The 22,876-nt window shown below is 50.2% G+C and carries 31 protein-coding genes and 2 pseudogenes; 12 read left to right on the forward strand and 21 right to left on the reverse strand.

The window, feature by feature from the left end; all coding sequences use genetic code 11:
* Positions 1 to 276 precede the first annotated feature (276 nt).
* Entirely contained in the window at positions 277 to 540 is a 264-nt protein-coding gene (locus GF617_RS10690) for a hypothetical protein (protein ID WP_239006420.1), read from the reverse strand.
* A gap of 293 nt (positions 541 to 833) precedes the next feature.
* Between GF617_RS10690 and GF617_RS10695 the strand changes: the two genes are divergently transcribed.
* Positions 834 to 1,046 (forward strand): hypothetical protein, encoded by a 213-nt coding sequence (locus GF617_RS10695; protein WP_203451644.1) that lies wholly within the window; start codon positions 834 to 836, stop codon positions 1,044 to 1,046.
* A 27-nt stretch (positions 1,047 to 1,073) separates the two neighbouring features.
* Here the strand turns inward: GF617_RS10695 and GF617_RS10700 are convergent, their stop codons facing one another.
* From GF617_RS10700 to GF617_RS10715, 4 genes are all read right to left on the reverse strand, one after another.
* The gene (locus GF617_RS10700; protein ID WP_203451645.1) at positions 1,074 to 1,631 is read right to left on the reverse strand and encodes a hypothetical protein; all 558 of its coding nucleotides are present in this window, start codon (positions 1,629 to 1,631) and stop codon (positions 1,074 to 1,076) included.
* Complete coding sequence (locus GF617_RS10705; protein WP_203451646.1) at positions 1,628 to 2,068, reverse strand: lysozyme; 441 nt, start codon at positions 2,066 to 2,068, stop codon at positions 1,628 to 1,630. Before GF617_RS10705 ends, GF617_RS10700 begins: the two co-directional genes overlap by 4 nt.
* Positions 2,055 to 2,396, reverse strand: a complete 342-nt coding sequence (locus GF617_RS10710; RefSeq protein WP_203451647.1) for a phage holin, lambda family — start codon at positions 2,394 to 2,396, stop codon at positions 2,055 to 2,057. Before GF617_RS10710 ends, GF617_RS10705 begins: the two co-directional genes overlap by 14 nt.
* A 90-nt stretch (positions 2,397 to 2,486) precedes the next feature.
* Positions 2,487 to 2,663 carry a hypothetical protein gene (locus GF617_RS10715; protein ID WP_203451648.1) on the reverse strand — a complete coding sequence of 59 codons (177 nt, stop codon included), beginning with the start codon at positions 2,661 to 2,663 and terminating at the stop codon, positions 2,487 to 2,489.
* A gap of 151 nt (positions 2,664 to 2,814) precedes the next feature.
* Between GF617_RS10715 and GF617_RS10720 the strand changes: the two genes are divergently transcribed.
* From GF617_RS10720 to GF617_RS10730, 3 genes are read left to right on the forward strand one after another with little or no spacing between them, the layout of a single operon-like run.
* Complete coding sequence (locus GF617_RS10720) at positions 2,815 to 3,255, forward strand: transposase (protein WP_023307217.1); 441 nt, start codon at positions 2,815 to 2,817, stop codon at positions 3,253 to 3,255.
* Positions 3,252 to 3,602 carry an IS66 family insertion sequence element accessory protein TnpB gene (gene tnpB, locus GF617_RS10725; protein ID WP_004189161.1) on the forward strand — a complete coding sequence of 117 codons (351 nt, stop codon included), beginning with the start codon at positions 3,252 to 3,254 and terminating at the stop codon, positions 3,600 to 3,602. Before GF617_RS10720 ends, tnpB begins: the two co-directional genes overlap by 4 nt.
* Positions 3,603 to 3,632: 30 nt before the next feature.
* On the forward strand, positions 3,633 to 5,225 hold the full coding sequence (locus GF617_RS10730) for an IS66-like element ISKox1 family transposase (protein WP_023307215.1): 1,593 nt from the start codon (positions 3,633 to 3,635) through the stop codon (positions 5,223 to 5,225).
* 800 nt (positions 5,226 to 6,025) lie between these two features.
* On the opposite strand, the gene GF617_RS10735 is transcribed toward GF617_RS10730, so the two are convergent.
* From GF617_RS10735 to GF617_RS10800, 15 genes and pseudogenes are all read right to left on the reverse strand, one after another.
* Entirely contained in the window at positions 6,026 to 6,391 is a 366-nt protein-coding gene (locus tag GF617_RS10735; RefSeq protein ID WP_203451649.1) for a hypothetical protein, read from the reverse strand.
* A 150-nt stretch (positions 6,392 to 6,541) separates the two neighbouring features.
* Complete coding sequence (locus GF617_RS10740) at positions 6,542 to 7,120, reverse strand: DUF1133 family protein (RefSeq protein WP_203451650.1); 579 nt, start codon at positions 7,118 to 7,120, stop codon at positions 6,542 to 6,544.
* 14 nt (positions 7,121 to 7,134) lie between these two features.
* Positions 7,135 to 8,154 (reverse strand): DUF968 domain-containing protein, encoded by a 1,020-nt coding sequence (locus tag GF617_RS10745; protein ID WP_203451693.1) that lies wholly within the window; start codon positions 8,152 to 8,154, stop codon positions 7,135 to 7,137.
* Positions 8,154 to 8,522, reverse strand: coding sequence for a RusA family crossover junction endodeoxyribonuclease (locus GF617_RS10750; protein ID WP_181619910.1), 369 nt, complete (start codon positions 8,520 to 8,522; stop codon positions 8,154 to 8,156). Before GF617_RS10750 ends, GF617_RS10745 begins: the two co-directional genes overlap by 1 nt.
* Complete coding sequence (locus GF617_RS10755) at positions 8,513 to 8,713, reverse strand: hypothetical protein (RefSeq protein WP_181619911.1); 201 nt, start codon at positions 8,711 to 8,713, stop codon at positions 8,513 to 8,515. Before GF617_RS10755 ends, GF617_RS10750 begins: the two co-directional genes overlap by 10 nt.
* 142 nt (positions 8,714 to 8,855) lie before the next feature.
* Positions 8,856 to 9,101 carry a hypothetical protein gene (locus GF617_RS10760; protein WP_181619912.1) on the reverse strand — a complete coding sequence of 82 codons (246 nt, stop codon included), beginning with the start codon at positions 9,099 to 9,101 and terminating at the stop codon, positions 8,856 to 8,858.
* 40 nt (positions 9,102 to 9,141) lie between these two features.
* Positions 9,142 to 9,375, reverse strand: coding sequence for a DinI-like family protein (locus GF617_RS10765; protein WP_181619913.1), 234 nt, complete (start codon positions 9,373 to 9,375; stop codon positions 9,142 to 9,144).
* A gap of 532 nt (positions 9,376 to 9,907) precedes the next feature.
* Entirely contained in the window at positions 9,908 to 11,845 is a 1,938-nt protein-coding gene (locus tag GF617_RS10770; protein WP_203451651.1) for a DNA cytosine methyltransferase, read from the reverse strand.
* A gap of 272 nt (positions 11,846 to 12,117) precedes the next feature.
* A pseudogene (locus GF617_RS27100) lies at positions 12,118 to 12,366 on the reverse strand (SAM-dependent methyltransferase); the annotation flags it as partial.
* 21 nt (positions 12,367 to 12,387) lie between these two features.
* Positions 12,388 to 12,555 (reverse strand): annotated as a pseudogene (locus GF617_RS27105) (DUF977 family protein); the annotation flags it as partial.
* The gene (locus GF617_RS10780; protein ID WP_181619919.1) at positions 12,528 to 12,947 is read right to left on the reverse strand and encodes a PerC family transcriptional regulator; all 420 of its coding nucleotides are present in this window, start codon (positions 12,945 to 12,947) and stop codon (positions 12,528 to 12,530) included. The gene GF617_RS10780 and the pseudogene GF617_RS27105, both read right to left, overlap by 28 nt.
* Positions 12,948 to 12,961: 14 nt before the next feature.
* Positions 12,962 to 13,507, reverse strand: coding sequence for a replication protein P (locus GF617_RS10785; protein ID WP_239006422.1), 546 nt, complete (start codon positions 13,505 to 13,507; stop codon positions 12,962 to 12,964).
* Positions 13,419 to 14,372: a DnaT-like ssDNA-binding domain-containing protein gene (locus tag GF617_RS10790; protein ID WP_239006423.1), complete on the reverse strand. Its 954-nt coding sequence runs from the start codon at positions 14,370 to 14,372 to the stop codon at positions 13,419 to 13,421. The genes GF617_RS10785 and GF617_RS10790 overlap by 89 nt, the downstream gene beginning before the upstream one ends.
* Positions 14,373 to 14,421: 49 nt before the next feature.
* The gene (locus tag GF617_RS10795; RefSeq protein WP_203451654.1) at positions 14,422 to 14,976 is read right to left on the reverse strand and encodes a toxin YdaT family protein; all 555 of its coding nucleotides are present in this window, start codon (positions 14,974 to 14,976) and stop codon (positions 14,422 to 14,424) included.
* Positions 14,977 to 14,985: 9 nt separating this feature from the next.
* The gene (locus tag GF617_RS10800; protein ID WP_203451655.1) at positions 14,986 to 15,198 is read right to left on the reverse strand and encodes a helix-turn-helix transcriptional regulator; all 213 of its coding nucleotides are present in this window, start codon (positions 15,196 to 15,198) and stop codon (positions 14,986 to 14,988) included.
* Between the two features lie 103 nt (positions 15,199 to 15,301).
* On the opposite strand from GF617_RS10800, the gene GF617_RS10805 reads away from it, so the two are divergent.
* The 7 genes from GF617_RS10805 to GF617_RS10830 all read left to right on the forward strand — a co-directional run bounded on the left by GF617_RS10805 (position 15,302) and on the right by GF617_RS10830 (position 20,744).
* Positions 15,302 to 15,709, forward strand: coding sequence for a helix-turn-helix domain-containing protein (locus GF617_RS10805; RefSeq protein ID WP_203451656.1), 408 nt, complete (start codon positions 15,302 to 15,304; stop codon positions 15,707 to 15,709).
* A 285-nt stretch (positions 15,710 to 15,994) separates the two neighbouring features.
* Entirely contained in the window at positions 15,995 to 16,117 is a 123-nt protein-coding gene (locus GF617_RS27370; protein ID WP_255547645.1) for a hypothetical protein, read from the forward strand.
* Entirely contained in the window at positions 16,114 to 16,296 is a 183-nt protein-coding gene (locus GF617_RS10810) for a DUF1482 family protein (protein ID WP_203451657.1), read from the forward strand. The genes GF617_RS27370 and GF617_RS10810 overlap by 4 nt, the downstream gene beginning before the upstream one ends.
* 86 nt (positions 16,297 to 16,382) lie before the next feature.
* The gene (locus GF617_RS10815; protein WP_181619925.1) at positions 16,383 to 16,724 is read left to right on the forward strand and encodes an Rrf2 family transcriptional regulator; all 342 of its coding nucleotides are present in this window, start codon (positions 16,383 to 16,385) and stop codon (positions 16,722 to 16,724) included.
* Positions 16,725 to 16,863: 139 nt separating this feature from the next.
* Positions 16,864 to 19,338: an exonuclease gene (locus tag GF617_RS10820; RefSeq protein ID WP_203451658.1), complete on the forward strand. Its 2,475-nt coding sequence runs from the start codon at positions 16,864 to 16,866 to the stop codon at positions 19,336 to 19,338.
* Between the two features lie 52 nt (positions 19,339 to 19,390).
* The gene (locus GF617_RS10825; protein ID WP_203451659.1) at positions 19,391 to 19,636 is read left to right on the forward strand and encodes an excisionase; all 246 of its coding nucleotides are present in this window, start codon (positions 19,391 to 19,393) and stop codon (positions 19,634 to 19,636) included.
* Complete coding sequence (locus GF617_RS10830) at positions 19,617 to 20,744, forward strand: site-specific integrase (RefSeq protein WP_203451660.1); 1,128 nt, start codon at positions 19,617 to 19,619, stop codon at positions 20,742 to 20,744. The genes GF617_RS10825 and GF617_RS10830 overlap by 20 nt, the downstream gene beginning before the upstream one ends.
* Before the next feature lie 110 nt (positions 20,745 to 20,854).
* On the opposite strand, the gene icd is transcribed toward GF617_RS10830, so the two are convergent.
* Complete coding sequence (gene icd / locus GF617_RS10835; RefSeq protein ID WP_181623110.1) at positions 20,855 to 22,105, reverse strand: NADP-dependent isocitrate dehydrogenase; 1,251 nt, start codon at positions 22,103 to 22,105, stop codon at positions 20,855 to 20,857.
* Between the two features lie 117 nt (positions 22,106 to 22,222).
* Between icd and rluE the strand changes: the two genes are divergently transcribed.
* Positions 22,223 to 22,876 (forward strand): 23S rRNA pseudouridine(2457) synthase RluE, encoded by a 654-nt coding sequence (rluE, locus tag GF617_RS10840; RefSeq protein ID WP_203451661.1) that lies wholly within the window; start codon positions 22,223 to 22,225, stop codon positions 22,874 to 22,876.

A 22,876-nucleotide genomic window follows, 5' to 3' on the forward strand; every position in this document is an offset into this window, starting at 1 on the left:
CGCTTACCGCTCATGGGCACCTCTCTTTAAGTCATCTTAAATGACTCTGAGGTGTCTGTTAAACCCGTGGCGATTCAATACACATCATGCACGGATAAGAAACTGTAAGTCAGTGTCTGCCGCACGTAATGGCCACCACGCTGTAACAGAGGTACGCCTTTTCTTACTAACCCTCACCAAATGCGTATGAGCACTATTCCCTGAGGCTAGGCTCAGAGATAACCTCAAGAAAATAATAAAAACCAACTCTCCGGCGACCAAGATAGCAAGTGTGAGTTAAAGCATCCCCTCTTTTTTCTTGAGAGCTTCCGTCGCTTCATCACATTTGGACTGGAGATAGATTCGACGAGTTGAAATCTCGCTTGTTGGGCAGTTCGTCACAATACAATACCCTTCGATCCATGCCTGCTCTGTATCCTGTGCGAATAAATTTTGAAAGATACTTACCCAGTCACTGTTCGGCACGCCTTCAAGTTCGAAAAATTTCAACGCACCACTCCCACGCAGTGTTCTGTACTCATCCAACCCTAAAATTTTCAAGATAACGTCTCCTTATTATTTTGGAGAGTTATTACCACTTAACCAAGATTAATCCTACTTACCAAATTTAAGGGGGTTACTGCCGATTTGGTCGGGACTTCTTACTATTAGTTTCAGATGAAAGGTGTTACCGAGTTTTTCGTGCCCTGCCTGTAGCACCAGTTACAATAACTTAACGATATTCCTACTATTTTTAGCGGTGTTATTGTAATCTCACAAACCATTTTCGCGGATTAAGCTGTGCCGTCAGAGAATAACAATTAACTTTTAATTTGCATTAAGACAAAGCAATCATGGATAAATTAAAAATCAGCGGCAAAATATCAATCACCTATCAGTATTCAAAATCATCGCCGCTGTACCTGGTTAGTCTGTTCGACACGTCTACAGGCAACTATCTTTCGTCAATTATGTCGAACAATAAAGAGTCAGTTATTTTGCAAATCAAGGAATATGCGCACCTCAGCGAGCATGAGTTGACCCAACTACGTAAGGCGATCATTTAATATCACACTCAGTTTACCCTGACTCGTTCAATCAGATGTCGTTTGGCGCTGTTGCTCAATGTCACGAACACCAGCCAGTTGGTTATTCGCTTTTTCGATAGCTGCCAGCAGTGGCTTTATCCAGAGAACAGCCTGGCAATATGTCAGCCCGCTGGTGGAAGTGGCGCTATCACTGGCTGCGTCAGCGTTCCCGGTATCGGGGTGCATTGCGCTGGAACGTAAACGGTGCGTGTAGTCGAGCAGCCCACCAGCGACATCAGCAGGAACAGGCAGATCACAGGTTTTTTCACGGCGGAGGATCTCCCGGTATTCGATGACAGTTTTATCGGTGCTGGCATCAATAAGTGAATTAAGACGGCTGGCGTTCTCTGCAACCTGGTTAAACCGGTTGAAGTTAAAAATCTGTGTGGCGATGACCTGTCCCTGCAAAGTGTTGTCATTGCGAAGAACGTTATTATCGCTCTTCGCAGCAGCAAGGTCTGATCGACTGTTTGCCAGCAGGATGCACAGCACTGCAACCACTGCAATGACGGACACCAGCAGTATCAGACGCCATGCAGATTTGATATCAGCCAGGGTAATCACGACAGAAACAGAGCACGCTCTGCCTCCCGCCGACGTGCAAGCCCATTCAGTACCTTGCCACCAGCTTTATTCCATTTCGGGAATTCATCAGCCGCATCAGCGTAATCACCTGAATTCAGTTTTTTCAGCAACGTGGATGTTGATAACGAACGAGCGCCGAGGTTGTAGGTGAATGACACCAGAGCGTCAAACTGGCCCTGAGTCAGCTTCACGCGCACCAGCTTCATCACGTCATTCTCGTAACTCACCAGGCCAGTCTTCAGCAGGCGTTCTGCAGTCTCCTGCTTAATGGTCATTCCGGCGCGTATCGTTTTACCGTCGACAGGCTGAGTCCAGCCATAACCAATGGTCCATACGCCGACACTGTCCTGGTACGCCGTTAATTTGCAGCCTTCGAACGCTTTGATCAGCTCAATACCTTTTTCACTGGTTTGCATCGCCACCTCCGAACCGGACATTGAATACGCGTGTTGCCACTGTACGAACCTGCTCTACACCGACGAAACCAAGAGCACCCCCGATTGCTATTGAAAGGCTTTGAGGAAGATTGAAGTATTCCAGAGCTGATACCGCAGTTAGCGTCATAGCTCCGCACATCAACCCCTCCAGCACCATTTTTTTCCAACCACCGCCACCGTAAGCAATTCGCAGTACTGCCATCACTATCGATAGCAGTACTGCACCCATCGGGGTGTCTCCACGACACCAGCTTTGGAGTAAATCGATAAACTCCGTCCAGGAGTGGGGATCGTTATGCATCTTCATGGTCTCTCACCTCGCTGAGTGCGGGTGGTATGTTGAAATAAAAAAACCACCCGGCTAAAGGTGGTTTTGGAGGTTCAGATAAAACGGGTGTTAAGGCTCTTGCTTTTGCCTGCTATCTTTTACTTTCATCAACAATTCTTCGATTGCCGCCGCTGTAGTAGTCAGCAACCTGTAATCTACAAGACTATAGTCCCTGCCCTCGTCTTTTTGCATCTCGGCTATCCTTAGCAGATACAGTGCTAGGTTATGATATTTATCAAGATTCATACCTCCTCCAGATGCAACCCATCCAAACACCCTGGTTACATATCTAAACTATTAGCACAAACATATGTAAGCGTCAAGTCACTGCCGCCTGTGATTCCAGTCCCGGGATCGCTAGCTTAGAGCTCCGTCTAATTTAGAAGGAGCTCTGTTTATGGAAAATGCTGCCAACTGGCGAACTGAATCGCGTACCGTCTATTCCAGTGACTTCAAACTTCGGATGGTCGAACTGGCTTCACGACCAGATGCCAACGTCGCACAACTGGCGCGGGAACATGGCGTTGATAATAATCTCATTTTTAAGTGGATACGCCTCTGGCAGAGAGAGGGGCGAATCTCTCGTCGAATGCCTGCAACTATCGTGGGGCCGGTGGTACCTCAATCTCTTCCGGCTTCTCCGACTCTGTTGTCCGTCGACGTTATCAACGACCCGTTGCCCGCAGCAGAGAATGACACTCTGTGTACGTTCTCCTCCGCTCACGCCAGCGCCACTTCCTGTCATGTTGAGTTCCGCCACGGCAAAATGACGCTGGAGAACCCGTCGTCAGAGTTGCTGACTGTGCTGATCCGCGAATTGACCGGGAGGACACCATGATATCCCTCCCGTCAGGCACCCGCATCTGGCTGGTCGCCGGGGCCACGGATATGCGTAAATCCTTCAACGGGCTGGGCGAACAGATACACCACGTTCTGGATGAGGATCCCTTCTCCGGCCATCTGTTTATCTTCCGGGGACGCCGTGGCGATACCGTGAAAATACTTTGGGCTGATGCTGATGGTCTGTGCCTGTTTATCAAACGCCTGGAAGAGGGACAGTTCGTCTGGCCTGCTGTACGCGACGGCAAAATCGCGATCACCCGCTCACAACTTGCCATGCTCCTTGATAAGCTGGACTGGCGCCAGCCAAAAATATCCCGCCTTAACTCACTGACAATGTTGTAAAAAAATCATAACCGCATTATAAAAGCGGTTATGAATCACGACTATCTCGCCCGTATCGCTGCGCTGGAAGACGCGCTTCGCCAGAAAGACAGTCAGCTCAGTCTCGTTGCAGAGACTGAGTCGTTCCTGCGTTCTGCACTGGCCCGCGCAGAAGAGAAAATAGAGAACGAAGAGCGCGAGATAGAGCATCTGCGGGCACAGATAGAAAAACTGCGTCGAATGTTGTTCGGTACCCGCTCCGAAAAACTTCGCCGACAGGTTGAAGAAGCCGAAGCCCTGCTGAAACAGCAGGAGCAGCAAAGCGATCGCTACAACGGACGGGAAGACGATCCGCAGGTACCTCGCCAGTTGCGTCAGTCCCGCCATCGTCGCCCGTTACCAGCACATCTTCCCCGCGAGATACATCGGCTGGATCCTGCGGAAACCAGCTGTCCGGAATGCGGCAGCGGTATGGCGTACCTCAGCGAAGTCAGCGTGGAGCAGCTGGAACTGGTCTCCAGCGCCCTGAAAGTGATCCGCACGGTCAGGGTGAAAAAGGCCTGCACCCGATGTGACTGTATCGTTGAAGCACCTGCGCCATCACGTCCCATCGATCGGGGTATCGCCGGGCCGGGTCTGCTGGCCCGCGTGTTAACGGCCAAATACTGCGAACACCTGCCGCTGTATCGCCAGTGCGAAATCTTTGCCCGTCAGGGCGTGGATCTGAGCCGGGCTCTGCTCTCCAACTGGGTGGATGCATGTTGCCGGTTAATGGCCCCGCTGGATGAGGCCCTTTACCACTACGTGATGGACTGCCACAAACTGCATACGGATGACACTCCGGTTCTGGTGCTTGCACCGGGCAGAAAGAAGACGAAAACCGGGCGTATCTGGACGTATGTACGTGACGACAGAAGCGCAGGTTCATCAGATCCGCCAGCGGCATGGTTCGCCTTCTCGCCAGACCGGCAGGGAAAACATCCTCAGCAACACCTTCGCCACTATCATGGTGTGCTGCAGGCGGATGCCTTCGCAGGCTACGATCGGTTGTTCAGTCCGGAACGTGAAGGAGGGCCGCTGACAGAAGCCGCATGTTGGGCCCATGCCCGCCGAAAAATCCATGATGTCTATATAAGCACTCACACAGCGACAGCGGAAGAAGCCCTGAAACGTATCGGTGAGCTGTACGCGATAGAAGAAGAAATACGCGGCCTCACGACAGAAGAGCGTCTGGCAGCCAGACAATCGCAAAGCAAACCACTGCTGGCATCGCTGCATGAATGGCTGGTAGAAAAAAATGAGACGCTGTCGAAAAAGTCCCGTCTGGGCGAAGCGTTCGCTTATGTCCTGAACCAGTGGGATGCGCTGTGCTACTACTGTGAAGATGGCCTGGCAGAGCCTGATAACAACGCTGCCGAACGAGCCCTTCGTGCCGTCTGTCTTGGGAAAAAGAATTTTATCTTCTTCGGCAGCGACCACGGTGGTGAGCGCGGAGCCCTGCTGTACGGACTGATCGGGACGTGCAGGCTGAATGGTATCGATCCGGAAGCCTACCTTCGCCATATCCTGAGCGTACTGCCGGAGTGGCCCAGCAACAAAGTGGCCGAACTGCTGCCATGGAACGTGGTTCTTACCGATAAATAACCGTCAATACGGCGCTCACTTAACGCTTACAAACATATAGTTTTTTAGACCTGGTAAAAGGGAAAAATCGAGGGATAAATTAATTCAAATCAATTTTCAAAAAAAAGCCCACTTCTGAAAGCGGGCTAATCAGTTGACTATCAATTAAGGTAATAGCAAGAACGATTAGCTGCCTTTCATATAAACGTATTGAGCGCGTTTACCAATTCAGGAAAACCATCAGGCAGTTAAGTTCGCCTCACGAATTGAGCATAGCACTGATTCAGAACACAGAACAAAAAAACTGTCGTTTAAGGCAGGTTCTCAACGGTAGAAATAATCATTTTTCTTTTAATCGTGGCGCCGAGTGCCTCTCGGTGAACTTTCCAGTCATGAAGTCCGCGATCTCGTTTTCGATTCTCATCAGAGAATATTGACTGTACGCCCCGCCGCACAGGGGGATTCGCCACCCGCATAATTTACATATTCAGGATTAACATCGTCAATACGCCAATATGTAGAGTTGATATTTTATTAACTTTTTAATGAATTATTAACTTCAAAAAGTTGTCATCGAAAACACTCTCGACTACATTTCGCACCAGTTTTCACTTCCACAGACAGAAACTGTGAAAACTGTTGAGCGGGGGATGCGATGTCGTCCCTCGCTTTTTTTTGCATTCAGCAACGGCAATTGAGTCGAACATTTAATCCCCCTCTTATTGCTGTGAGTCCTCTCAGAACGAGGGGAACGAAAAAGGCCACCACGCGGTGGCCTCATATTGGAGAATTAGACGGTGAGAAGCTGAGCTATTTATGAATTACCACTCAAGGCTTTCTTTGGAGGACTTCAGGTTTTCGATGTACATCATATTAATTGTTGAATAGTTGCACATATCCAAAGCCGAGTCGCAATAGTCACTGATCACTTGATCCATGATCCTTTTATCTTTTGCCTGCGTAGCTTGCTTGAACGCATCCAGATTTTCACGCTCCATCATGCGCAGAACCGTGTCCTGACACATGTCCAACTGGCTATCACAATAGTCTTTATGAACGCGCTCTTTGATGTATTCAATAACTTCGCTCTTTTGAGCTTCGGAGCCATCGAACTCCATTGGGTTGATAAATTTCGCAAAGGTGACAACGGGGAAAAAACACAACGCTGTGAAAAGAATCTTACGCACGATAAACCCTTACAAATGAGTTTTTATAGGGTTTAAATTTATCACTTACAACGAGGAAAGGAATTAATTTCATTAAAAAACCCGCACTTAGGCGGGCTTCTGTTTTGTTCTGTCGCTCTGTTAGCTTTAACGTCCCGAGCTTATCAGAATTTAAGCACTTTCCGCGCAATCATTCAAGTAAAACCTGTCGCCATTTGTGTCGAATGCATCACACATTGATCTGTATAGCGTCGATTCCGCAATACTTAGCCAAACATCAATACGACTCTCGCATGTTCTCAAACACCATTCAGGATGCTTTTCATTGAGATCCCTAGCCATGGCCTTTTTGCTCATCCGATAGACATACCGATCTTTAATCAGGTCATACAGTCGTTTATTGTCAGCACGTAAAAGCTCAGCGCTAAGCACTGAGTCAATCTTCAGAGCCTCTTCATCGGTGCAGAACGCCAGGCCGCTTTTGTTTTTCCCTTCAAGGATCTCTTTGAAGAATGTTTCCAGTTCAGGTTTGCTGATACCCGCTTTCTTCATGCGACGCAGCGCTTCATTGATTGCGGTCTTGGTGATTTTCCCGGATGCCAGCAGCTGGTTGAACATGTTTCCGCCTGAACCGCCGCCAATATACGACCAGCGGCCCCACATGCGGAGCTTACCCTGTACCCAGATGCTTTCGAGAGTGCGAAGGCGAACCATCTCGCCGGATTTACCAACTTCAGAAGGATTAATCATTTAGCGTTCTCCACTTACGCCAGAACGCCGAGCGCAAAGGCCCGGTCCAGCACTTTAATAATCATTTCCGGCTGCGAACCATACTTGCGCTCGAATGCCAGTCGGTCGTTATGAAGTTCGGTGTGATGCTTTCGGCATAACGGGATGGCGAAAATGTCATGGGATTTTGTAGCCATGCCCCCCTGCCCCCAGCCGATTAAGTGATGTGGATCATCTGAAGGCATCTGGCAGCATTCGCAGGGTTGCGTTTTTACCCAGGCCAGATAATCGGGATTCAGCCAGCGCAGGTGTTTAGGGCGTCGCATGAATGACTGGGGCGGCTCCGGATCAACCAGAACGCCCACCAGTGGTTCAGACATTGCTGGTGGCAGGCGAGATTCCGCCACTTTACTGGCGAGAATGCTGGTGGCCGCTACTGAAGGGGTGATATCGCTTTCGCGCCCATACTCCTTTTCCTTCGGCAACATGAGAACATCGCTGACAGCAGACTCAGGCAGTACATCTGTTACACCCTTGCGCAATGCCCACCAGCTCAGCTCTGCAAGCGATATCTCACGATATTTATCGATACCAAGTGCCAGCCGGACCATATCCAGAACCCAGTTGACCACGTTCTGACGGGCCAGACCCGCCAGCGCTTCAGTGTGCTGCTCACGCAACTGGTTATCACAATGACCGCAGAGCAGGATCGAACCTGGCTCATGACGCATAACAGTCATTTCGTGGTAATGGTAATCACTGTGTGCGTTCTGGCATTTCCCGCCACCGTAATTCAGTAAAAAGTAATCCAGACCGCTTAAGCCACCAGCAGCGTCGATCACCTTTTCGCTCAGGAAGAAAGAAAGCAGTGAACTCCGGTGGGCCAGAGGTTGTCTTGCATCAGGAACGAGCCCGGTAGCAAGATGCGACATGCTTTCAGGCTGGCGCTCAATCAATACCCTTCCTGAACTGAACAGGCTCATCAGTTCGCTGCCAGGCTTTAACAGGACAACGCCCAGTTCACGGGCCAGAACAGGTTTCAGCAGAGCGCGCATCATGCAATCTCCCTGATAATGATCTGCCCGGCCTCACCCCATAACTTTGTAATACGTGCATCCCAGATATGCGCATCATCTGCGTAAATGGCATCAGATAACGCTTTTACCAGGTTATCAAAGTCCGGTTTTGACTGATGGGGCTGGCCGTCAAACTGCAGTCGCTTCTTCTTGCTCCAGCTCTGCGGCATTGGAAGAATAAAAGTAATGTGGGAGTTTGATTCAGGTAGTTCGACACCCAGCAGGCGAACATGATCGCAGAACGCGCGATATCGCATAACCTCAGGCCGCTTCTTCCACTTATCAGCCCGCGTCATTCTGGGTTTGCCCACAGGCAAAATGTTATAAACCTTCACAATCACCTCCATGCCCGTGAGCGCAGGCTTTGCTGCGTTTTTGGGGGTGATGACTGCTCAGGCAACAATGCGCTTACTATCCAGAAACGAGGATCTACATCGAGGCTCTTTTCAACAGGGACGCCTTTTCCCTGGTAGCGTGCCACCAGATCGTTAGCTTCTTCCGTTGTTAGCCCGGTGTGAGTAAACCAGCCTTTTTTCATGCCGCCACCTTTCGGATCAACGGCAAAAGAAAATCGCTGGCCTTTTTACAGGTCAGTGAGAGGGAGTTTTGAATTGTGGTTTGTCTTGGTTTTTGCGCCATGGTATCTCTCCAGTGGCGCAGCAGGTATAGGGTGTTCAGGCCTATGACGGGAGTGTAACAGAGTTCTGCGAAACGCGAACACCCGCTTTTTCCAGCATCTGAGTAAATAGTGTTGGTGTTCCTACAATCTCATCATCCTGAAGTGGCATAAACGACACCTCGTCACCACGCCTGTACATCAGCGCTCGCTCACATTCAGGAAATGAGTGCAGTCGTGCAACGATGACCCCATCGTGACATCTGATGACTGCATAGCCCTTTTTTGGTAATTCTTCTTTTTGTTTCACCAATCCCCCTTACTACTCAGGAAAGTTTTTGCATGCTGTATCAGTAAAACCAGTCGTCTGCGCTTTCCCAGGTCTGCTGGAGGATTTCTTCAACCTTCTTTTTGGCCTCTTTCTCACCGCCGAAAACACTTAAGCCATCTGAACCAGTGCGGCGTATAACCAGCGAGCAGTCATCAAACTGTTCCTGGAGCCTTTTCAGTAATTCTTTTTCCAGTGCAGGGACAGCGCCCTTCGGAAGTTCTTTAGTACGATCAATGGTTAATTCGACTTTCATTATTGACTCCATTGCATAACTGTATATTTATACAGTATACCCATACAGTGGATTGATCAACGCTTTAAGAGCACATATTGTTAATTTTCTGTCAGTAATAGAAAAAGAAAACCCGCCGTAGCGGGTTGTATTTGCAATGTTTTATTACGCCGCTATTTGTTTCTGCTGACAAAACCCTGCCAGATTAACTGGCACTGATTTGCCGTCGCCGTATAGGCAGCAAACCCGCCGAAGCGTGCTGGTTTACTTCTTCGGGGTCTTTTCTCGCCATCGCTTCCAAAACCCATACTCCTGCCTGATATTGCTCTCGCAGGTGGTCCGCCCGTACTTAGTCGTCGGTGGGTCAGCAATTATGCTATCCAGAGATTCTCCGGCATCAAGACGTGCATAAATTTTGTAATCCGCTGCGTCCGGGTTCTTTGGTTCTGCATTTCCAACGCTCATAACACTCCCATTGCTCAATAATATCGGAATTTACTTCATATACTCGCCTAGCATAAAAATATGATCCTGTTACTGAAGTGATTATAGGTCAGGCTACAATGGATGTTCGGTGACACATTTCCGATAGATTAGCCCGCACCAGAGCTTCGGCGAACGGCGGCGGAACGGCGTTACCGCAGCGCGCCACCTGCTTATCCTTCGCGTACTTCGTGCCTGTATAATCCCGATCGATGATGTACCAATCCGGGAAGCCCTGGGCGCGGTACAGTTCATGCGGTTGCAGCATTCGCATGCCAATATCAACGATGCGGTAGGTGATGCCATCTATCTCCACCAGCCCATCGCAATCTGCGCTGCAGTATTTCCGCAGAAATTCCAGCGTCTGCTGCGCACGATGCTCATCGTACCCGCCAGCGGCAAGAGTTGTTTTTACTTCTCCTACATGCAGTCCACCAGCTGTTACCGTTGGCATTGGGTCATCAGTGCGCTGACCGTCACGGCAGGTTCCGCGCAATTTAACAAGATGGGACGCTACTACAGCGTGGTGATCGACAGTCGTTACTGAATGTGCTGGTTCGTCCAATCCCACCCCCGGCCCGGTATAGTTGCCACCGTAGTGCTTCGCCAGGAATGCGCTTACCGTTGCGAACTTGTTTCCCCCTGCGGTGACAGTTCCCAACGGGCTATCCAGTTTCAGCACACGCGGCTCCTGCCCTTCACGTTCGCCATAACCCATCTGGATGAGAGTTGGCGTCACCAGTTGCGATTTACCGCCGCCGCCAGCATTAATAGTGGCGCTCGGTTCGTCTACTCTGTGCCCTACACCAGAGCCAAACTGCCTTGCGATGAATGGAGCTAACTGTGCTTCAACCATGCCAAGCGCATGACCATTTCCACCCGGTCGCTTAGACGTGCCGGCAGTAATTGTCGGTACAGGCTCGGTAACTGGCTGCCCGGTTGCTCCCGTTCTGAATTTGGTCAGGTGTGGCACAGCAACTGCGTAACCATGCGTCTTCGTGATTGTCTGTAGCGGCTCATGCAGTGACTGACCACGGAAACAGTCATACTTCCCTTTCGTTGTTGTGTGGTTACATTTCACGATGAACGGCGTTGCGCTATTGATGACAAAGCGCTGAATGCCGCGAGCAATACGTTTCAGGGTGTTTTCTGCCAACGGCTTTTTGCGGTCGAATATTGACGGTGCAACGATTGACCAGTCAATACACTCGGCAGCGGTACGCCATGGAGCCAGCTTGCCAGCCAGGACCAACGGAGATTTCGGATCTGCATGTGTTGGTTCCGGCCACACAATCGGCTTCCCATCGCGGCGCATGACCATGAAGAAACGCTTTCTGATTGTCGGTGCGCCATAGTCGCAGGCGCGCAGTTCGCGATACTCAACGGTGTACCCCAGTCCTTTTACCAGTCGAGCAGCATCGTCGCTATCAAGCGAAATATTCAGAAACTCACAGCATTCAGCAAGCGCTGGATGTGATGCAGAAATACCTGTCGTCAACATTGCGACAAAGGCGTTAAAGGTCTCACCGATTCGCGTTGGGTCAGGACGCTGTTCAACAGGTTCCGGTGGCCCGATAAATTCATCAAGGAAACGATCAGCGTGACTGATAAATGGCATCTCACGTAATAATGGCCCCCACGTTTTGAACTCCTCCACGTTCTCCAGCTTCATGACGCGAGGTTCAACGTCCAGCCCCCAGCGCAATACCACCCAAGCCAGCGCACGGATCGCTTTCTCGACAGGTTTAGCGCCTTTAGCTTTAGAGAAGTGTCGGCAATCGGGAGAAAACCATGCCAGTGCCACCGGACGACCTGCAGTAGCTATCTTTGGTCGAACCTCATATACAGACTCGCAGTAATGCAACGTATCAGGGTGGTTTGTTGTATGCATTGCCACTGCATTCGGATCGTGGTTGATAGCAATATCAACACTACGGCCAGTAGCCATTTCAATGCCGGTACTGGCCCCACCACCACCAGCAAAATTATCAACAATGATTTCTCTCACTCGTGTTTCCCCATGGCATGTGCCAGCGAACAGGCAGCAGTAACCACAGCAGGTACTGGCATTCTTTCCAGCAGCATGCGGTTAATATGGTGTTTCAGTCGGCGCTGGTGGTGCGCCGGCAGATCACCGACGCTCTCAACCTGAGAAAAGACCACGCCAACTTCGGCAGGCCATACTGTTTCCTGAACATCCACCAGCAGCAGATTTTCCAGTTCAACGATACGTTTTGTGGCGTACTGCATTAGGGTGTCATGCTCAATATGTTCTGGTTCAGATCCACTTTTTACGAAGCTAATCCAGTGGGTTTTGTCGTTCTTACCAGTACGCTGTCCAATTGCAGGTTTCGCATCGGTGAGTGCCAAAATCTGGCTAACTGGTATCTGAGTTTCGTTCCATTTAAAGATGAGTACGCCGTGTGGCCGCAATACGCGAAACGCCTCTTTAAACCCGGCGCGAATATCTGCACGCCATGTTTTTTTATTAAGTCTTCCGTATTTCTTGCCCATCCATGCCGATTCACCGCGTTTCATTGCCACACGGATGTATTTTTCCGCCGTAGTGCGATGGATACCGAACATGGCGGCGATTTCTTTCGTCGTCGCGTGCCCATACTGTTTAACCAGCTCGATAATCCAGGTGATTATCAGGGCGCGTTCGTTGTGCGTTTTTGGTCTCGGCATCGTTACGCCCTCTTTGCCATGCGAAGACATTCGCTGCGACGTTTGGCAATGCGGGAAACTTCAACCGCAGTGCACGCTATTCCCAGCATGTCGGAGTAGACTGCAGCTGCACGACGCCAGAGCCCCTTTTCTTCCAGCGCTTTTGCCTTCGCTTCGGCAGCCTGCGTCAGTACCGGATCACTTTTCTCCACCATGCAGGGAAGAATCACGTCGGGAATAGGCGCACCATCCACGGCGGTGTAGATGAACTGGACGCTGTTACGGGAGCGCAGAATAACTCCCTCATCACTCAGTTCGCGTAATAACTTCCCTACAGTTGCACCTGACATATCCAGCGCTTCGGAAACATCGCCAACAGCGCAGTTCGGCTGGTAACGGACAAATACCGCCACCTGGTCTTTTTGGGTTAATGCTTTGGTCATTGGTCAATACTCGATTAGTTGATTAAACCTGCCGCTTTGCGGCGCTTGTACTCTTCCATCAGCAGCTGTGCCGGAGTTGGCCCTGCCGGATGCTGCGGTGCAGCCAGCTGGCGACGGATTGGTGGAACCGATAGCCCGTTGCTGACGTGCTTCGTCCATTTGGTTAACAGCTTCTCAGCCAGTTTTTTTAGTTCCCCCTCAGTCATCTGCCGCTCTACTCCCGTTCTGCGCATCTCGATGCAGATGTGATACAGAACTGGCTGCGGCCACGGATATTTGTCACTTCCGGAGTACCGATATGATTCGTTACGCCACCTGCGGTATTGCTCCATAACGTTCTCAGACTTCAGCCCAAACGGATTGGCCCCGCTTTCAGAAACCAGAGACACGAACTCTGCAAGATCAGGAGGCCAGGTGTTACCAACGGCGCAACGATCCATGCACTGCTGGCAGACCAGCTTGATCTGGGCTTCAGTCATCGAACCTATCTGAGCTATCCAGAGAGCCGTAGGTTCTGCCCCATTCTTCTGTGTCCAGCGGTTCGAGAATATTTCCCCCATGACCTGCCATAGCCTCCACGCTGTTTCCGCCGCTATCAATCCCGTTCCGACGTCGCCACTCTGCGTGTGCTGACTGAATTTGCTGAACAGCTCTGGATGCTGTTGGTTCTGGTCGAACTCCCGCATTGTCGTTACCTCCGGCGTCAGGTTTCTGTTTCGATCTCACCAGCACGATGTGCCTGGCAAACTTCTGCTCCCACTGGATTTGGGTGAAAACTTTCCCTTCTGAGTTCCAGTACGCGGCAAACTCAGCCAGTTCCGGGTCCAGATAGTCAGGGTCAGGGAGCTGTACACCCCACTGCGCAGCACGCTGGCGGAAATCACGGGACGGAAGCCAGTTGCTCGTCATCGTGAATTTACCGATCGGTTCTTCCAGCCCATCCAGATAGCGCGGAGGGGTCGGCTCAACTGGTGGAGCAACATCACCTGAGTTTTCATTCGCACCCGCGCTAAGAGAGGGGTTTAGATCTTCTCTTCTCTTCTCTTCTCTGGTCCGCTTTTTGTCCGCATCAGTTGCGGACGCTTTGCGGATATTTCGTTTCCTGTCTGCCTCCTGCGCCCGGCGTTTTGCAGACTGCCCGTTATGCTCTGCAAACCTTGGCATGCTTAGGCTTGAGGCTGTTTCTTCTAACCAGCCAACAGCGATTAACGCCTGGGCAAACCCTTCAAATCCGATCATGTCGTTAAGTGTTTTTGAGGAGTACCCCTCAAGCTCACCGTCAACTGAATGAGCGTCAAACAGACACCAAGTTGCATGTAGTGCGCCGACTACGCGCAATCTGTCCGCATCCAAAGCGGACGCAATGCGGACGACTTTTGGGTGTGTGTGCAAATCCGCACGCATCTTGATCCAGTCTCCAGCCATTACCGCTCTCCTGCCGTGGATGTATTAATGTTCATTGGTCAAAACTCGATTACAAAAACTGCGGCGCTACGGCGCTAATACTCGCCAGTAGTGGTCCCGCCGCATCTGCGGGTAGCATGTTGAATAATGCGATCGCCGCCTCGCGGATCTCTTTCTCAAGTTTTTGCAGGGGCGCACCGAGTAACTTCGCCTGGTGTGCTTCGCTACACTCCTTGATTGCGCTGGCCACCAGCTCAGATTCTGTTTTCTGATTGCTGAGGCCATGTTTGCGCGCTATCTCTACGGGCATTGCAGAAGTGATTGCGCCAGCAAGCTGGATCACGTAACTGGTATATTTCGCTGATCCCGCCTCGTTTTTCAGGTAGCGGAATAAGTTCTGCTTGTTAACGCTTATTCCGCGCCCTCCTTGTTCGGCCCAGCGCTCAGCCACTAGCAGGGCAATGCGTTCCTGCGCCTGACCGGGTAACGTTGATTCCCACTCACGAACAGCGCCGTAAATATTCCTGTGACGAATAGAATCGCGGCGACGTAGCTCAAACTGATTTTGAGATTTCAGGGCTGTAGTTTTTTTGCGTATAAGATGCCCATAAGTGATTGTTTGCATATTGACTCCTTAAACTTCATCTTGCGGCGGGAAAACATCATCCAATGAACAACTCACCCCTAATGAATTCAGCGCACCAACAATTCGACGAGAATCCTCAAGACTTGGTGTTCTCAGGTTCGATTCGTAATTCGCCAAACGCGGTTGGTTCCAGCCAATTTGTTGTGCAAGTGCAAGCTGGGAAACGCGCCCCTGTTTACGGTAGTGTGGAATTAAATTCATCTGCCTCTCCTGTAAGATGAATGCATTATTCACATACTGTGAAGCCCAAGTCAATACAAAACGTGAATCGAATGACATTCACTTTCCGTGATAACATCAGGCTATGAAGACCATTGCTGAACAGATCGGCGAACGCATTAAAGCGTTACGCATTCAAAAGGGCTTAAGCCAAGGTCAGGTCGCAAAGTCTTGCGGTTGGTCTGGCGCGTCTCGCCTTGCTAATTACGAAGCTGGCACCAGGAATGTCGGTGCTGATGATGCAATAGCCCTTTCCAAAATATTAGGGACGACACCAAGCGCACTTTTGTTCGGTGAACGAGGTGATGAAGATAAGTGGCTGAGCGAAAAGCAACGGACGATGCTCGATCTGTTCAAGCAGCTCCCTGATGCCGAACAGGACCGAATGATCGATTTGTTCCAGCTAAGGCTGAAAGAAATCGACGACTACGTAGAAAAATATCTTCGTGGAAGATTCAAACCTGCAGATGAACAAAACGGACCTGAAAGTTAACTCCCAAATCTAAAGAAACCAGCCTACGAGCTGGTTTTTTTTTGCTCCTATCATTTTAATTCCACGCATTGTGAAAAATTAAATTCACATTTCGTATTGACGATACATTCACGCCATGTGAAACTTCAAACACACCAAGCAAGAAATTAGTCATCAAGGCAGGACGCCCACGAAGTAGCTGCCGGCGGCATACGAAACACGGGATGAGATGACAAAGCAATCGCGCAGCAGGTTTACCGTTCCGTCGGCCAGACGCAAAAGGCAAACAGCAAACAGGAGATACCCATGATCGACTTCGCACGTAAAAAAGTTGGCCGCCAGGCCATTCGCCTTAACCTGGCAGAAGTCCTGATTCGTCAGTTCTGCTACTTCCTGGCCCAGAAAGGCAATCCAGAGTTAAACGCATGAGCACCCTTTTTGCCCTGGTTATTTCCGTCTGCGCCCTCACCGGGGAATGCTCAGACATCATGCTCGGTGTTTATAAGACTGAAGCTATTTGTGATGCAGCTACCGTCGAGCAGCACGTTAAAGGCCAGTGCCTTCCGTTTAAGTCGGCTGACGACCAACAGCCTGCAGTGAAGTTTTAAATCGAGTTTTGACCAATGGCTGTTGCCAGCCTGATGCCATCGAAGAAAACCCAGGCTACGGCCGTAAACCTGTGAAAGGCTAGATTATGGAATTTGGAATGAAGCGCGTTATGGCATCCGTCCAGGCCATTGCAGTTCTGGACACCATCTACAGCGGTGCGCCAGTCACCCTCGCGGCAGTGAGCAAAGAATCAAAGCTTTCGGTCTCTTACCTGGAGCAAATCTTCAAACAATTGCGCCGCGGTAAACTTGTGACCTCTCACAAAGGCCCCGGTGGCGGATATGTACCCCGCGAAGGTGATATTTCAGTTTCAGAAGTGATCCGGGCTGTCAGTAAGGTTCCGGCAAATACCGCCTTTGATCCCGTTCTGGTGGCGCTCGACTCAGTCCTGGTCTCTCAGCTAAAGAGAAGTGACAGCCCCCAATAAGCACAAAACCCGCGCAAGGCGGGTTGAGTACCCGGTCAGCCGACCAAAGCTTTCCGGAATCGAGTTTTGACCAATGACCACTACCCAGGGCAGCAATCACTAGCTGCGGGTATCTTACAACCAAAATTAAGGACCCGATATGGAATTCTTTCATTTAATCAAAGCAACCCAGAAGTCAGGCAAGCCTGACGCTATTTTCTGGCAATCCCAAAAAACCGAAGCGCGCGCCAGTCTGGCGCTCGATGTCGCTCTCGAAGATGCTGAAATCGAAACCGGGCGTGGACGCGATTACCTCAAGCCGGTTCGTACCGACTTCCCGGTATTCAACGACCTGCCAGAGGAAAGCACCATTGATTTCGAATGGTGCAAACGCTATGAGCTTGGAGAAGACAACCGCACCTGGTATCCGATCATCAAGTCTGAACCTGAGGTTGAAAACAAGCAGGCTGATAATTTACCTGCCGGAGTTAGCGATTCCTCCACGGAAAAAGCCGCCCTGCTCCGCCCGGTATCACGCCTGCGCCTTTCGCAGCGCCTGATTGCTCATCTGATTAATGACACTGAAGTGAAGGAGATCACCGAAGAGCAGCATGTCCAGATCGGCGAAATGGAAAGCGACGACAACGACCGCTACATTCAAAATCTTCTGCTGGCCATACCTAATGTTCCGGGCATTAAAGCGCTTTCGGCTCATGTCGAATGGAACCTTGTCAGTGCACTGAAATTGGTTTTCGAACGAGACCAGGAGGAGCATGCCGTCAGTTCATTCGGTGAATTTATGAATGAATGGATTGAAAACCCGGAATCCCGCACGCTCACTGTTCATAAATGGCTTTATGACGAACTCCCGGAAACAGTGAAGAATGAAATTGAGCCTTCATCTGGCACTCCTGTGCTTACCACTGTCGTAACCCTGCCGCTTCGCCAGCGCATTCTGGTTCAGTTCATTGCCAACGAATATGCCTATCACATTGATGCGGAGCAGAAGAAAACTATTCTTGCGCTCGAACTGGATGTTGATAACAGCTATGTGCAAAACATGCTGCTGGCGGCTGAGAACGTAGAGCCATTCAAGAAAGCATCTGAGATCGACATTTTCAGGGTAATCACTGCGCTGAAATCCGTTTTCCCGATTGACGGTAAACGCGTAGAGCTGTCCCTTGTCATCCAGTTCTTTAAGACCTGGTTCGGCACTGAACATATCGATCGCGGCATCCTTGTGCGCGAATGGGCTGCGGGTAACCGCATCGGCTGTGTACAGCGTACTGACTCAGGGACCAATGCCGACGGTGGTTACGTCACTGATCGCGGTGAAGCCGCGCACCACACTCTTGATTCTCTTGATCTGGAAATCGCCTGCGCAACCCTGCCGATGGACTTTAATCCTCATGAAATCCCTGGCAGCGTGCTGCGCCGCGCAAAAGAAGTTATCGGCAAAAAAGAGGAACCATGGAAATCGTGGAGCAAGATCCTGCGAAATCAGCCTGGTATTCTGGCCGTGAATCGTGCAGCTATCTTTAACCTGATGCGCATCGCGCCAGAAAACATCCATCTGACTCCTGTTGCTCACCTTGAATTCGTTAACCAGACGATGACAGCAGCGTTTAATTCAGCGGTTGAATTACTGCCACTGCCAGACACAGCTATGGAGTTGGTTGTTAACACCGTTGCTGAAAGTGATCAATCTCCACGTAACCCCCTCTGCACTCATGAGGAGAACCTACAGCGCGTGCGTGAAGAAGGAGCCCGCCGCCGCGCAGAAGACGCAACAAAACAACCACATGTAGAAAATCTGGGCAGAGGCGTATTCTCCGTCGATGGCCTGATGAACGAAAAACAACCAGAAAATGATGACCGTTCATCGCTTAAAACGGAGACCACCAGCAATGTGCAGATGGAAAAAACAGACAGTAATGAAACCGAGAACAGTTCTCCGTTATCAAAAGGCCAGACAGAAATTATCCCAGTTGAAGGCGTTGCTGAAACTGGTGACGACACAACTCCCCTGAATATCGATACCGGACATCAAAACAACAGCGCCGGCATCACGCTCTTTTCGCATCTGATGGTTGATCTTGAAACCATGGGAAACAAAGCCAATGCCCCGATCGTTTCGATTGGCGCAGTGTTTTTCGACCCGGATACCGGGACTGCAGGCGCAGAGTTTTACAAGATAATCAGCCTTGAGTCTGCTATGTCCTCCGGCGGAATTCCTGACGCTTCAACCATTATCTGGTGGTTAAAAAAATCTCCGGAGGCGCGTGCTGAAATCGTGGCCGACGATGCTATCCCGCTCGACGATGCCCTTCTTCAGTTCAATGAGTTTATCGCAGAAAACGCTGCTAATGGTTCTGCGTCTGTTCAGGTCTGGGGAAATGGCGCTTCATTCGATAACGTCATTCTCAAAAGCTCATATGACAGAACCGGGATTCACTGTCCGTGGGTTCACTGGAACGACCGGGACGTGAGAACCATCGTAGAGCTCGGTAAAGCGGTTGGCTTCACTCCCCGATACGAAATCCCATTTGAGGGCGAAGCGCACAAAGCTATTGCAGACGCCCATCATCAGGTGAAATACGTGTCAGCCATCTGGCAACGCCTGACAGCAAATTGATTTTTTGGATTCAGAAAATGGCCCTGAAATGGGCCATGATGAGGTAAAGCACATGCTTCAAATGCTGACTTTAGAAGAATGGGCCGAGGCAAAATACCGGAGTAACCCACCAAGTTTAAATACTTTACGTCGGTACGCCAAAGAAAGCATGTTCACCCCACCAGCCAGCAAAGAAGGCAGATATTGGCGGGTAAGAGAAGATGCCGAAATTACCGGAAATATTGCTAAGCCCATGATTAAAAAATCTGATTCGCCAGCGCTTCAAAGGATACTGTCTGATGGCTGCTCGCCCACGTAAGAATAATGTCAAAGTCCCTAACCTCTATCCGCTATTTAGCAGGAAGGTAAATAAAATTTATTGGCGTTATAAGCATCCTGTCACAGGAAAATTTCACAGCCTCGGCACTGATGAGGCTGAGGCTACAGCAATAGCCATTGAAGCGAATGCCCGACTGGCCGAGCAACGAACCAGACAGGTGCTTGCAATTAGTGACAAAATTGCCACCAGCAAAGGGAAAGCGATCACCGCCAATACATGGCTTGATCGTTACTGGAAAATTCAGGATGAAAGACTGGAGAACGGTGACATCAGGCCAAATACCCACAAGCAAAAGGCTAAACCTGTAGCCCTCCTTCGGGCAAGCGCCGGAATGAAGCTAATTTCTGCCGTTGATGTCCGGGATATTGCACAAATACTTGAGTCATACATATCGGACGGGCAGCCGAGAATGGCGCAGGTTATCCGTTCCGTGTTAATCGACGTATTCAAAGAAGCACAGCACTATGGTGAGGTTCCTCCAGGATACAACCCTGCTCTGGCGACGAAACAACCGCGCCGGCGCATTACCCGGCAGCGCCTGAATCTTGATGAGTGGCAAAAAATTTTCAATATAGCTGACGCCAACCATCAGTATATGGGTAATGCGATGCTACTGGCTCTCGTTACTGGGCAGCGCCTGGGCGATATTTCTAACATGAAATTCAGCGATATCTGGGACGACCAGCTTCATGTTATTCAGGAGAAAACAGGAAGCAAGCTGGCAATACCTCTTTCACTGAGATTGAACGCTATCAACTGGAGCCTTAGGGATGTTGTGGTGCGTTGCCGCGATTATGCCGTGAGTCCGTATCTGATCCATTTTTTCCGGTCGACTTCACAGGCTGAGCGTGGCTCACAAGTGAAGTCGAACACCATAACAATGAACTTCAGTAAAGCGCGGGATAAAGCGGAAATAGATTGGGGAGATGGCACGCCTGCTACTTTCCACGAGCAACGCTCTCTGGCTGAACGTCTTTACGAAGCACAGGGTATTGATACTCAAAAATTGCTAGGACACAAATCACCAAATCAGACAGCTCGATATCACGATGATCGCGGTAAAGGGTGGGTGACAATAGCAGTTTAAAGGAGGGGGTTTTGATAATTTGTTTTGATAATTTTTTGATAACCGTTCGAAAACTAACAATAAAAACGGGAACCCATCGGCTCCCGTTCTTGTTTAACCCAGAGTCTGGATTACATGTTCGCGATAATCGCGTCGCCAAACTCTGAACATTTCAGCAGCTTAGCGCCTTCCATCAGACGTTCGAAGTCATAAGTTACGGTTTTCGCGTTGATTGCGCCTTCCATACCTTTCACGATCAGGTCGGCCGCTTCGAACCATTCCATATGACGCAGCATCATTTCTGCAGACAGGATAATAGAACCTGGGTTCACTTTGTCCTGGCCGGCATACTTCGGCGCAGTACCGTGGGTTGCTTCAAACAGAGCGCATTCGTCACCGATATTCGCGCCTGGGGCGATACCGATACCACCAACCTGGGCAGCCAGCGCATCGGAGATGTAGTCACCGTTCAGGTTCATACAGGCGATCACGTCGTATTCAGCAGGACGCAGCAAGATCTGCTGCAGGAACGCATCGGCGATCACGTCTTTAATAATAATCTCTTTGCCCGTGTTCGGGTTCTTGATCTTCTGCCATGGTCCGCCATCGATCAGTTCACCACCGAACTCTTCGGTCGCCAACTGGTAGCCCCAGTCTTTGAACGCGCCTTCGGTGAACTTCATGATGTTGCCTTTGTGAACCAGCGTCACAGAATCACGATCGTTGGTGATAGCATATTCAATCGCTGCACGCACCAGACGTTTGGTTCCGTCTTCAGAGCACGGCTTGATGCCGATACCGCAATGTTCCGGGAAGCGAATTTTCTTCACGCCCATCTCTTCACGCAGGAATTTAATCACTTTTTCTGCATCAGCAGAGTCCGCTTTCCACTCGATACCTGCATAGATGTCTTCAGAGTTTTCACGGAAGATCACCATGTCGGTCAGCTCTGGACGTTTAACCGGGCTTGGCGTGCCCTGGTAGTAACGAACCGGACGCAGACACACGTACAGGTCAAGCTCCTGACGCAGAGCAACGTTCAGGGAACGGATACCGCCGCCAACAGGGGTCGTCAGTGGGCCTTTGATGGCAACACGGTAGTCGCGGATCAGGTCCAGCGTTTCCGCTGGCAGCCAGACATCCTGGCCATAAACTTGGGTCGATTTTTCACCGGTGTAAATTTCCATCCAGGAAATTTTACGCTCGCCTTTGTAGGCTTTCTCAACAGCGGCATCAACCACTTTCAGCATTGCTGGAGTAACGTCTACACCGATACCATCACCTTCAATGAACGGAATAATCGGATTGTGAGGAACGTTAATTTTGCCATTTTGCAGGGTGATCTTTTTACCTTCCGCCGGAACAACTACTTTGCTTTCCATTAACCTCTCCTTCGAGCGCTTCTGGTTGTTACTGATCTTATGTTAATAATTTGTAATGAGCCTCCCGATAGTACCCGAATGTCCGGCGCCATGAAAGGTCTTCGTTATTAGGCTATAATGCGGCAATTGATAAAGTCTGAAAATACCATGAAGAAAACTTCTTTTAGAAATCACCGGGTTGAGCGATTCAGCTCACGACAAGCCACCAGAAGAGCGCCAGAAAACCAGCCAAAGCGGGTCATTTTGTTCAATAAACCCTACGATGTTTTGCCACAATTTACGGATGAAGCCGGGCGTAGCACCCTTAAAGATTACATTCCTGTACAAGGCGTGTACGCTGCAGGCCGCCTGGATCGGGATAGCGAGGGCTTGCTGGTATTAACCAACGATGGGGCGTTACAGGCAAAACTCACCCAACCGGGCAAACGGACAGGTAAGGTTTACTTCGTGCAAGTTGAAGGCGAACCGGATGAAGAGACACTTGAAGCCTTGCGCAAAGGCGTAACGCTCAATGATGGTCCAACCTTGCCGGCAGGCATTGAAAGAGTAGGTGAACCGGACTGGTTATGGCCGCGCAATCCCCCTATTCGTGAACGTAAATCTATTCCAACCGCCTGGCTAAAAATCACCCTTTACGAAGGTCGTAACCGCCAGGTTCGCCGGATGACCGCGCATGTAGGATTCCCTACCCTGCGACTTATCCGCTACAGCATGGGCAGTTACACCCTGGATTCACTGGCAAACGGTGAATGGCGAGACGTTGCCCCTTAA

It is taken from the genome of Lelliottia sp. RWM.1, assembly GCF_016859735.1.
Taxonomy (GTDB): Bacteria; Pseudomonadota; Gammaproteobacteria; order Enterobacterales; family Enterobacteriaceae; genus Enterobacter.

Excerpts from the sequence above, each read along its gene's own strand:
- GF617_RS10810 (WP_203451657.1), top strand. The coding sequence starts at position 16,114 with ATGAGCACCCTTTTTGCCCTGGTTATTTCCGTCTGCGCCCTCACCGGG.
- GF617_RS10745 (WP_203451693.1), bottom strand. The coding sequence starts at position 8,154 with ATGCGCGCTCTGCTGAAACCTGTTCTGGCCCGTGAACTGGGCGTTGTC.
- GF617_RS10795 (WP_203451654.1), bottom strand. The coding sequence starts at position 14,976 with ATGCAAACAATCACTTATGGGCATCTTATACGCAAAAAAACTACAGCC.
- GF617_RS10815 (WP_181619925.1), top strand. The coding sequence starts at position 16,383 with ATGGAATTTGGAATGAAGCGCGTTATGGCATCCGTCCAGGCCATTGCA.
- GF617_RS10805 (WP_203451656.1), top strand. The coding sequence starts at position 15,302 with ATGAAGACCATTGCTGAACAGATCGGCGAACGCATTAAAGCGTTACGC.
- GF617_RS27370 (WP_255547645.1), top strand. The coding sequence starts at position 15,995 with ATGATCGACTTCGCACGTAAAAAAGTTGGCCGCCAGGCCATTCGCCTT.
- GF617_RS10710 (WP_203451647.1), bottom strand. The coding sequence starts at position 2,396 with ATGAAGATGCATAACGATCCCCACTCCTGGACGGAGTTTATCGATTTA.
- icd (WP_181623110.1), bottom strand. The coding sequence starts at position 22,105 with ATGGAAAGCAAAGTAGTTGTTCCGGCGGAAGGTAAAAAGATCACCCTG.
- GF617_RS10755 (WP_181619911.1), bottom strand. The coding sequence starts at position 8,713 with ATGAAAAAAGGCTGGTTTACTCACACCGGGCTAACAACGGAAGAAGCT.
- GF617_RS10730 (WP_023307215.1), top strand. The coding sequence starts at position 3,633 with ATGAATCACGACTATCTCGCCCGTATCGCTGCGCTGGAAGACGCGCTT.
- GF617_RS10780 (WP_181619919.1), bottom strand. The coding sequence starts at position 12,947 with ATGACCAAAGCATTAACCCAAAAAGACCAGGTGGCGGTATTTGTCCGT.
- GF617_RS10820 (WP_203451658.1), top strand. The coding sequence starts at position 16,864 with ATGGAATTCTTTCATTTAATCAAAGCAACCCAGAAGTCAGGCAAGCCT.
- rluE (WP_203451661.1), top strand. The coding sequence starts at position 22,223 with ATGCGGCAATTGATAAAGTCTGAAAATACCATGAAGAAAACTTCTTTT.
- GF617_RS10705 (WP_203451646.1), bottom strand. The coding sequence starts at position 2,068 with ATGCAAACCAGTGAAAAAGGTATTGAGCTGATCAAAGCGTTCGAAGGC.
- GF617_RS10830 (WP_203451660.1), top strand. The coding sequence starts at position 19,617 with ATGGCTGCTCGCCCACGTAAGAATAATGTCAAAGTCCCTAACCTCTAT.
- GF617_RS10800 (WP_203451655.1), bottom strand. The coding sequence starts at position 15,198 with ATGAATTTAATTCCACACTACCGTAAACAGGGGCGCGTTTCCCAGCTT.
- GF617_RS10720 (WP_023307217.1), top strand. The coding sequence starts at position 2,815 with ATGGAAAATGCTGCCAACTGGCGAACTGAATCGCGTACCGTCTATTCC.
- GF617_RS10750 (WP_181619910.1), bottom strand. The coding sequence starts at position 8,522 with ATGGAGGTGATTGTGAAGGTTTATAACATTTTGCCTGTGGGCAAACCC.
- GF617_RS10785 (WP_239006422.1), bottom strand. The coding sequence starts at position 13,507 with ATGGGGGAAATATTCTCGAACCGCTGGACACAGAAGAATGGGGCAGAA.
- GF617_RS10715 (WP_203451648.1), bottom strand. The coding sequence starts at position 2,663 with ATGAATCTTGATAAATATCATAACCTAGCACTGTATCTGCTAAGGATA.
- GF617_RS10695 (WP_203451644.1), top strand. The coding sequence starts at position 834 with ATGGATAAATTAAAAATCAGCGGCAAAATATCAATCACCTATCAGTAT.
- tnpB (WP_004189161.1), top strand. The coding sequence starts at position 3,252 with ATGATATCCCTCCCGTCAGGCACCCGCATCTGGCTGGTCGCCGGGGCC.
- GF617_RS10825 (WP_203451659.1), top strand. The coding sequence starts at position 19,391 with ATGCTTCAAATGCTGACTTTAGAAGAATGGGCCGAGGCAAAATACCGG.
- GF617_RS10740 (WP_203451650.1), bottom strand. The coding sequence starts at position 7,120 with ATGATTAATCCTTCTGAAGTTGGTAAATCCGGCGAGATGGTTCGCCTT.
- GF617_RS10765 (WP_181619913.1), bottom strand. The coding sequence starts at position 9,375 with ATGAAAGTCGAATTAACCATTGATCGTACTAAAGAACTTCCGAAGGGC.
- GF617_RS10790 (WP_239006423.1), bottom strand. The coding sequence starts at position 14,372 with ATGGCTGGAGACTGGATCAAGATGCGTGCGGATTTGCACACACACCCA.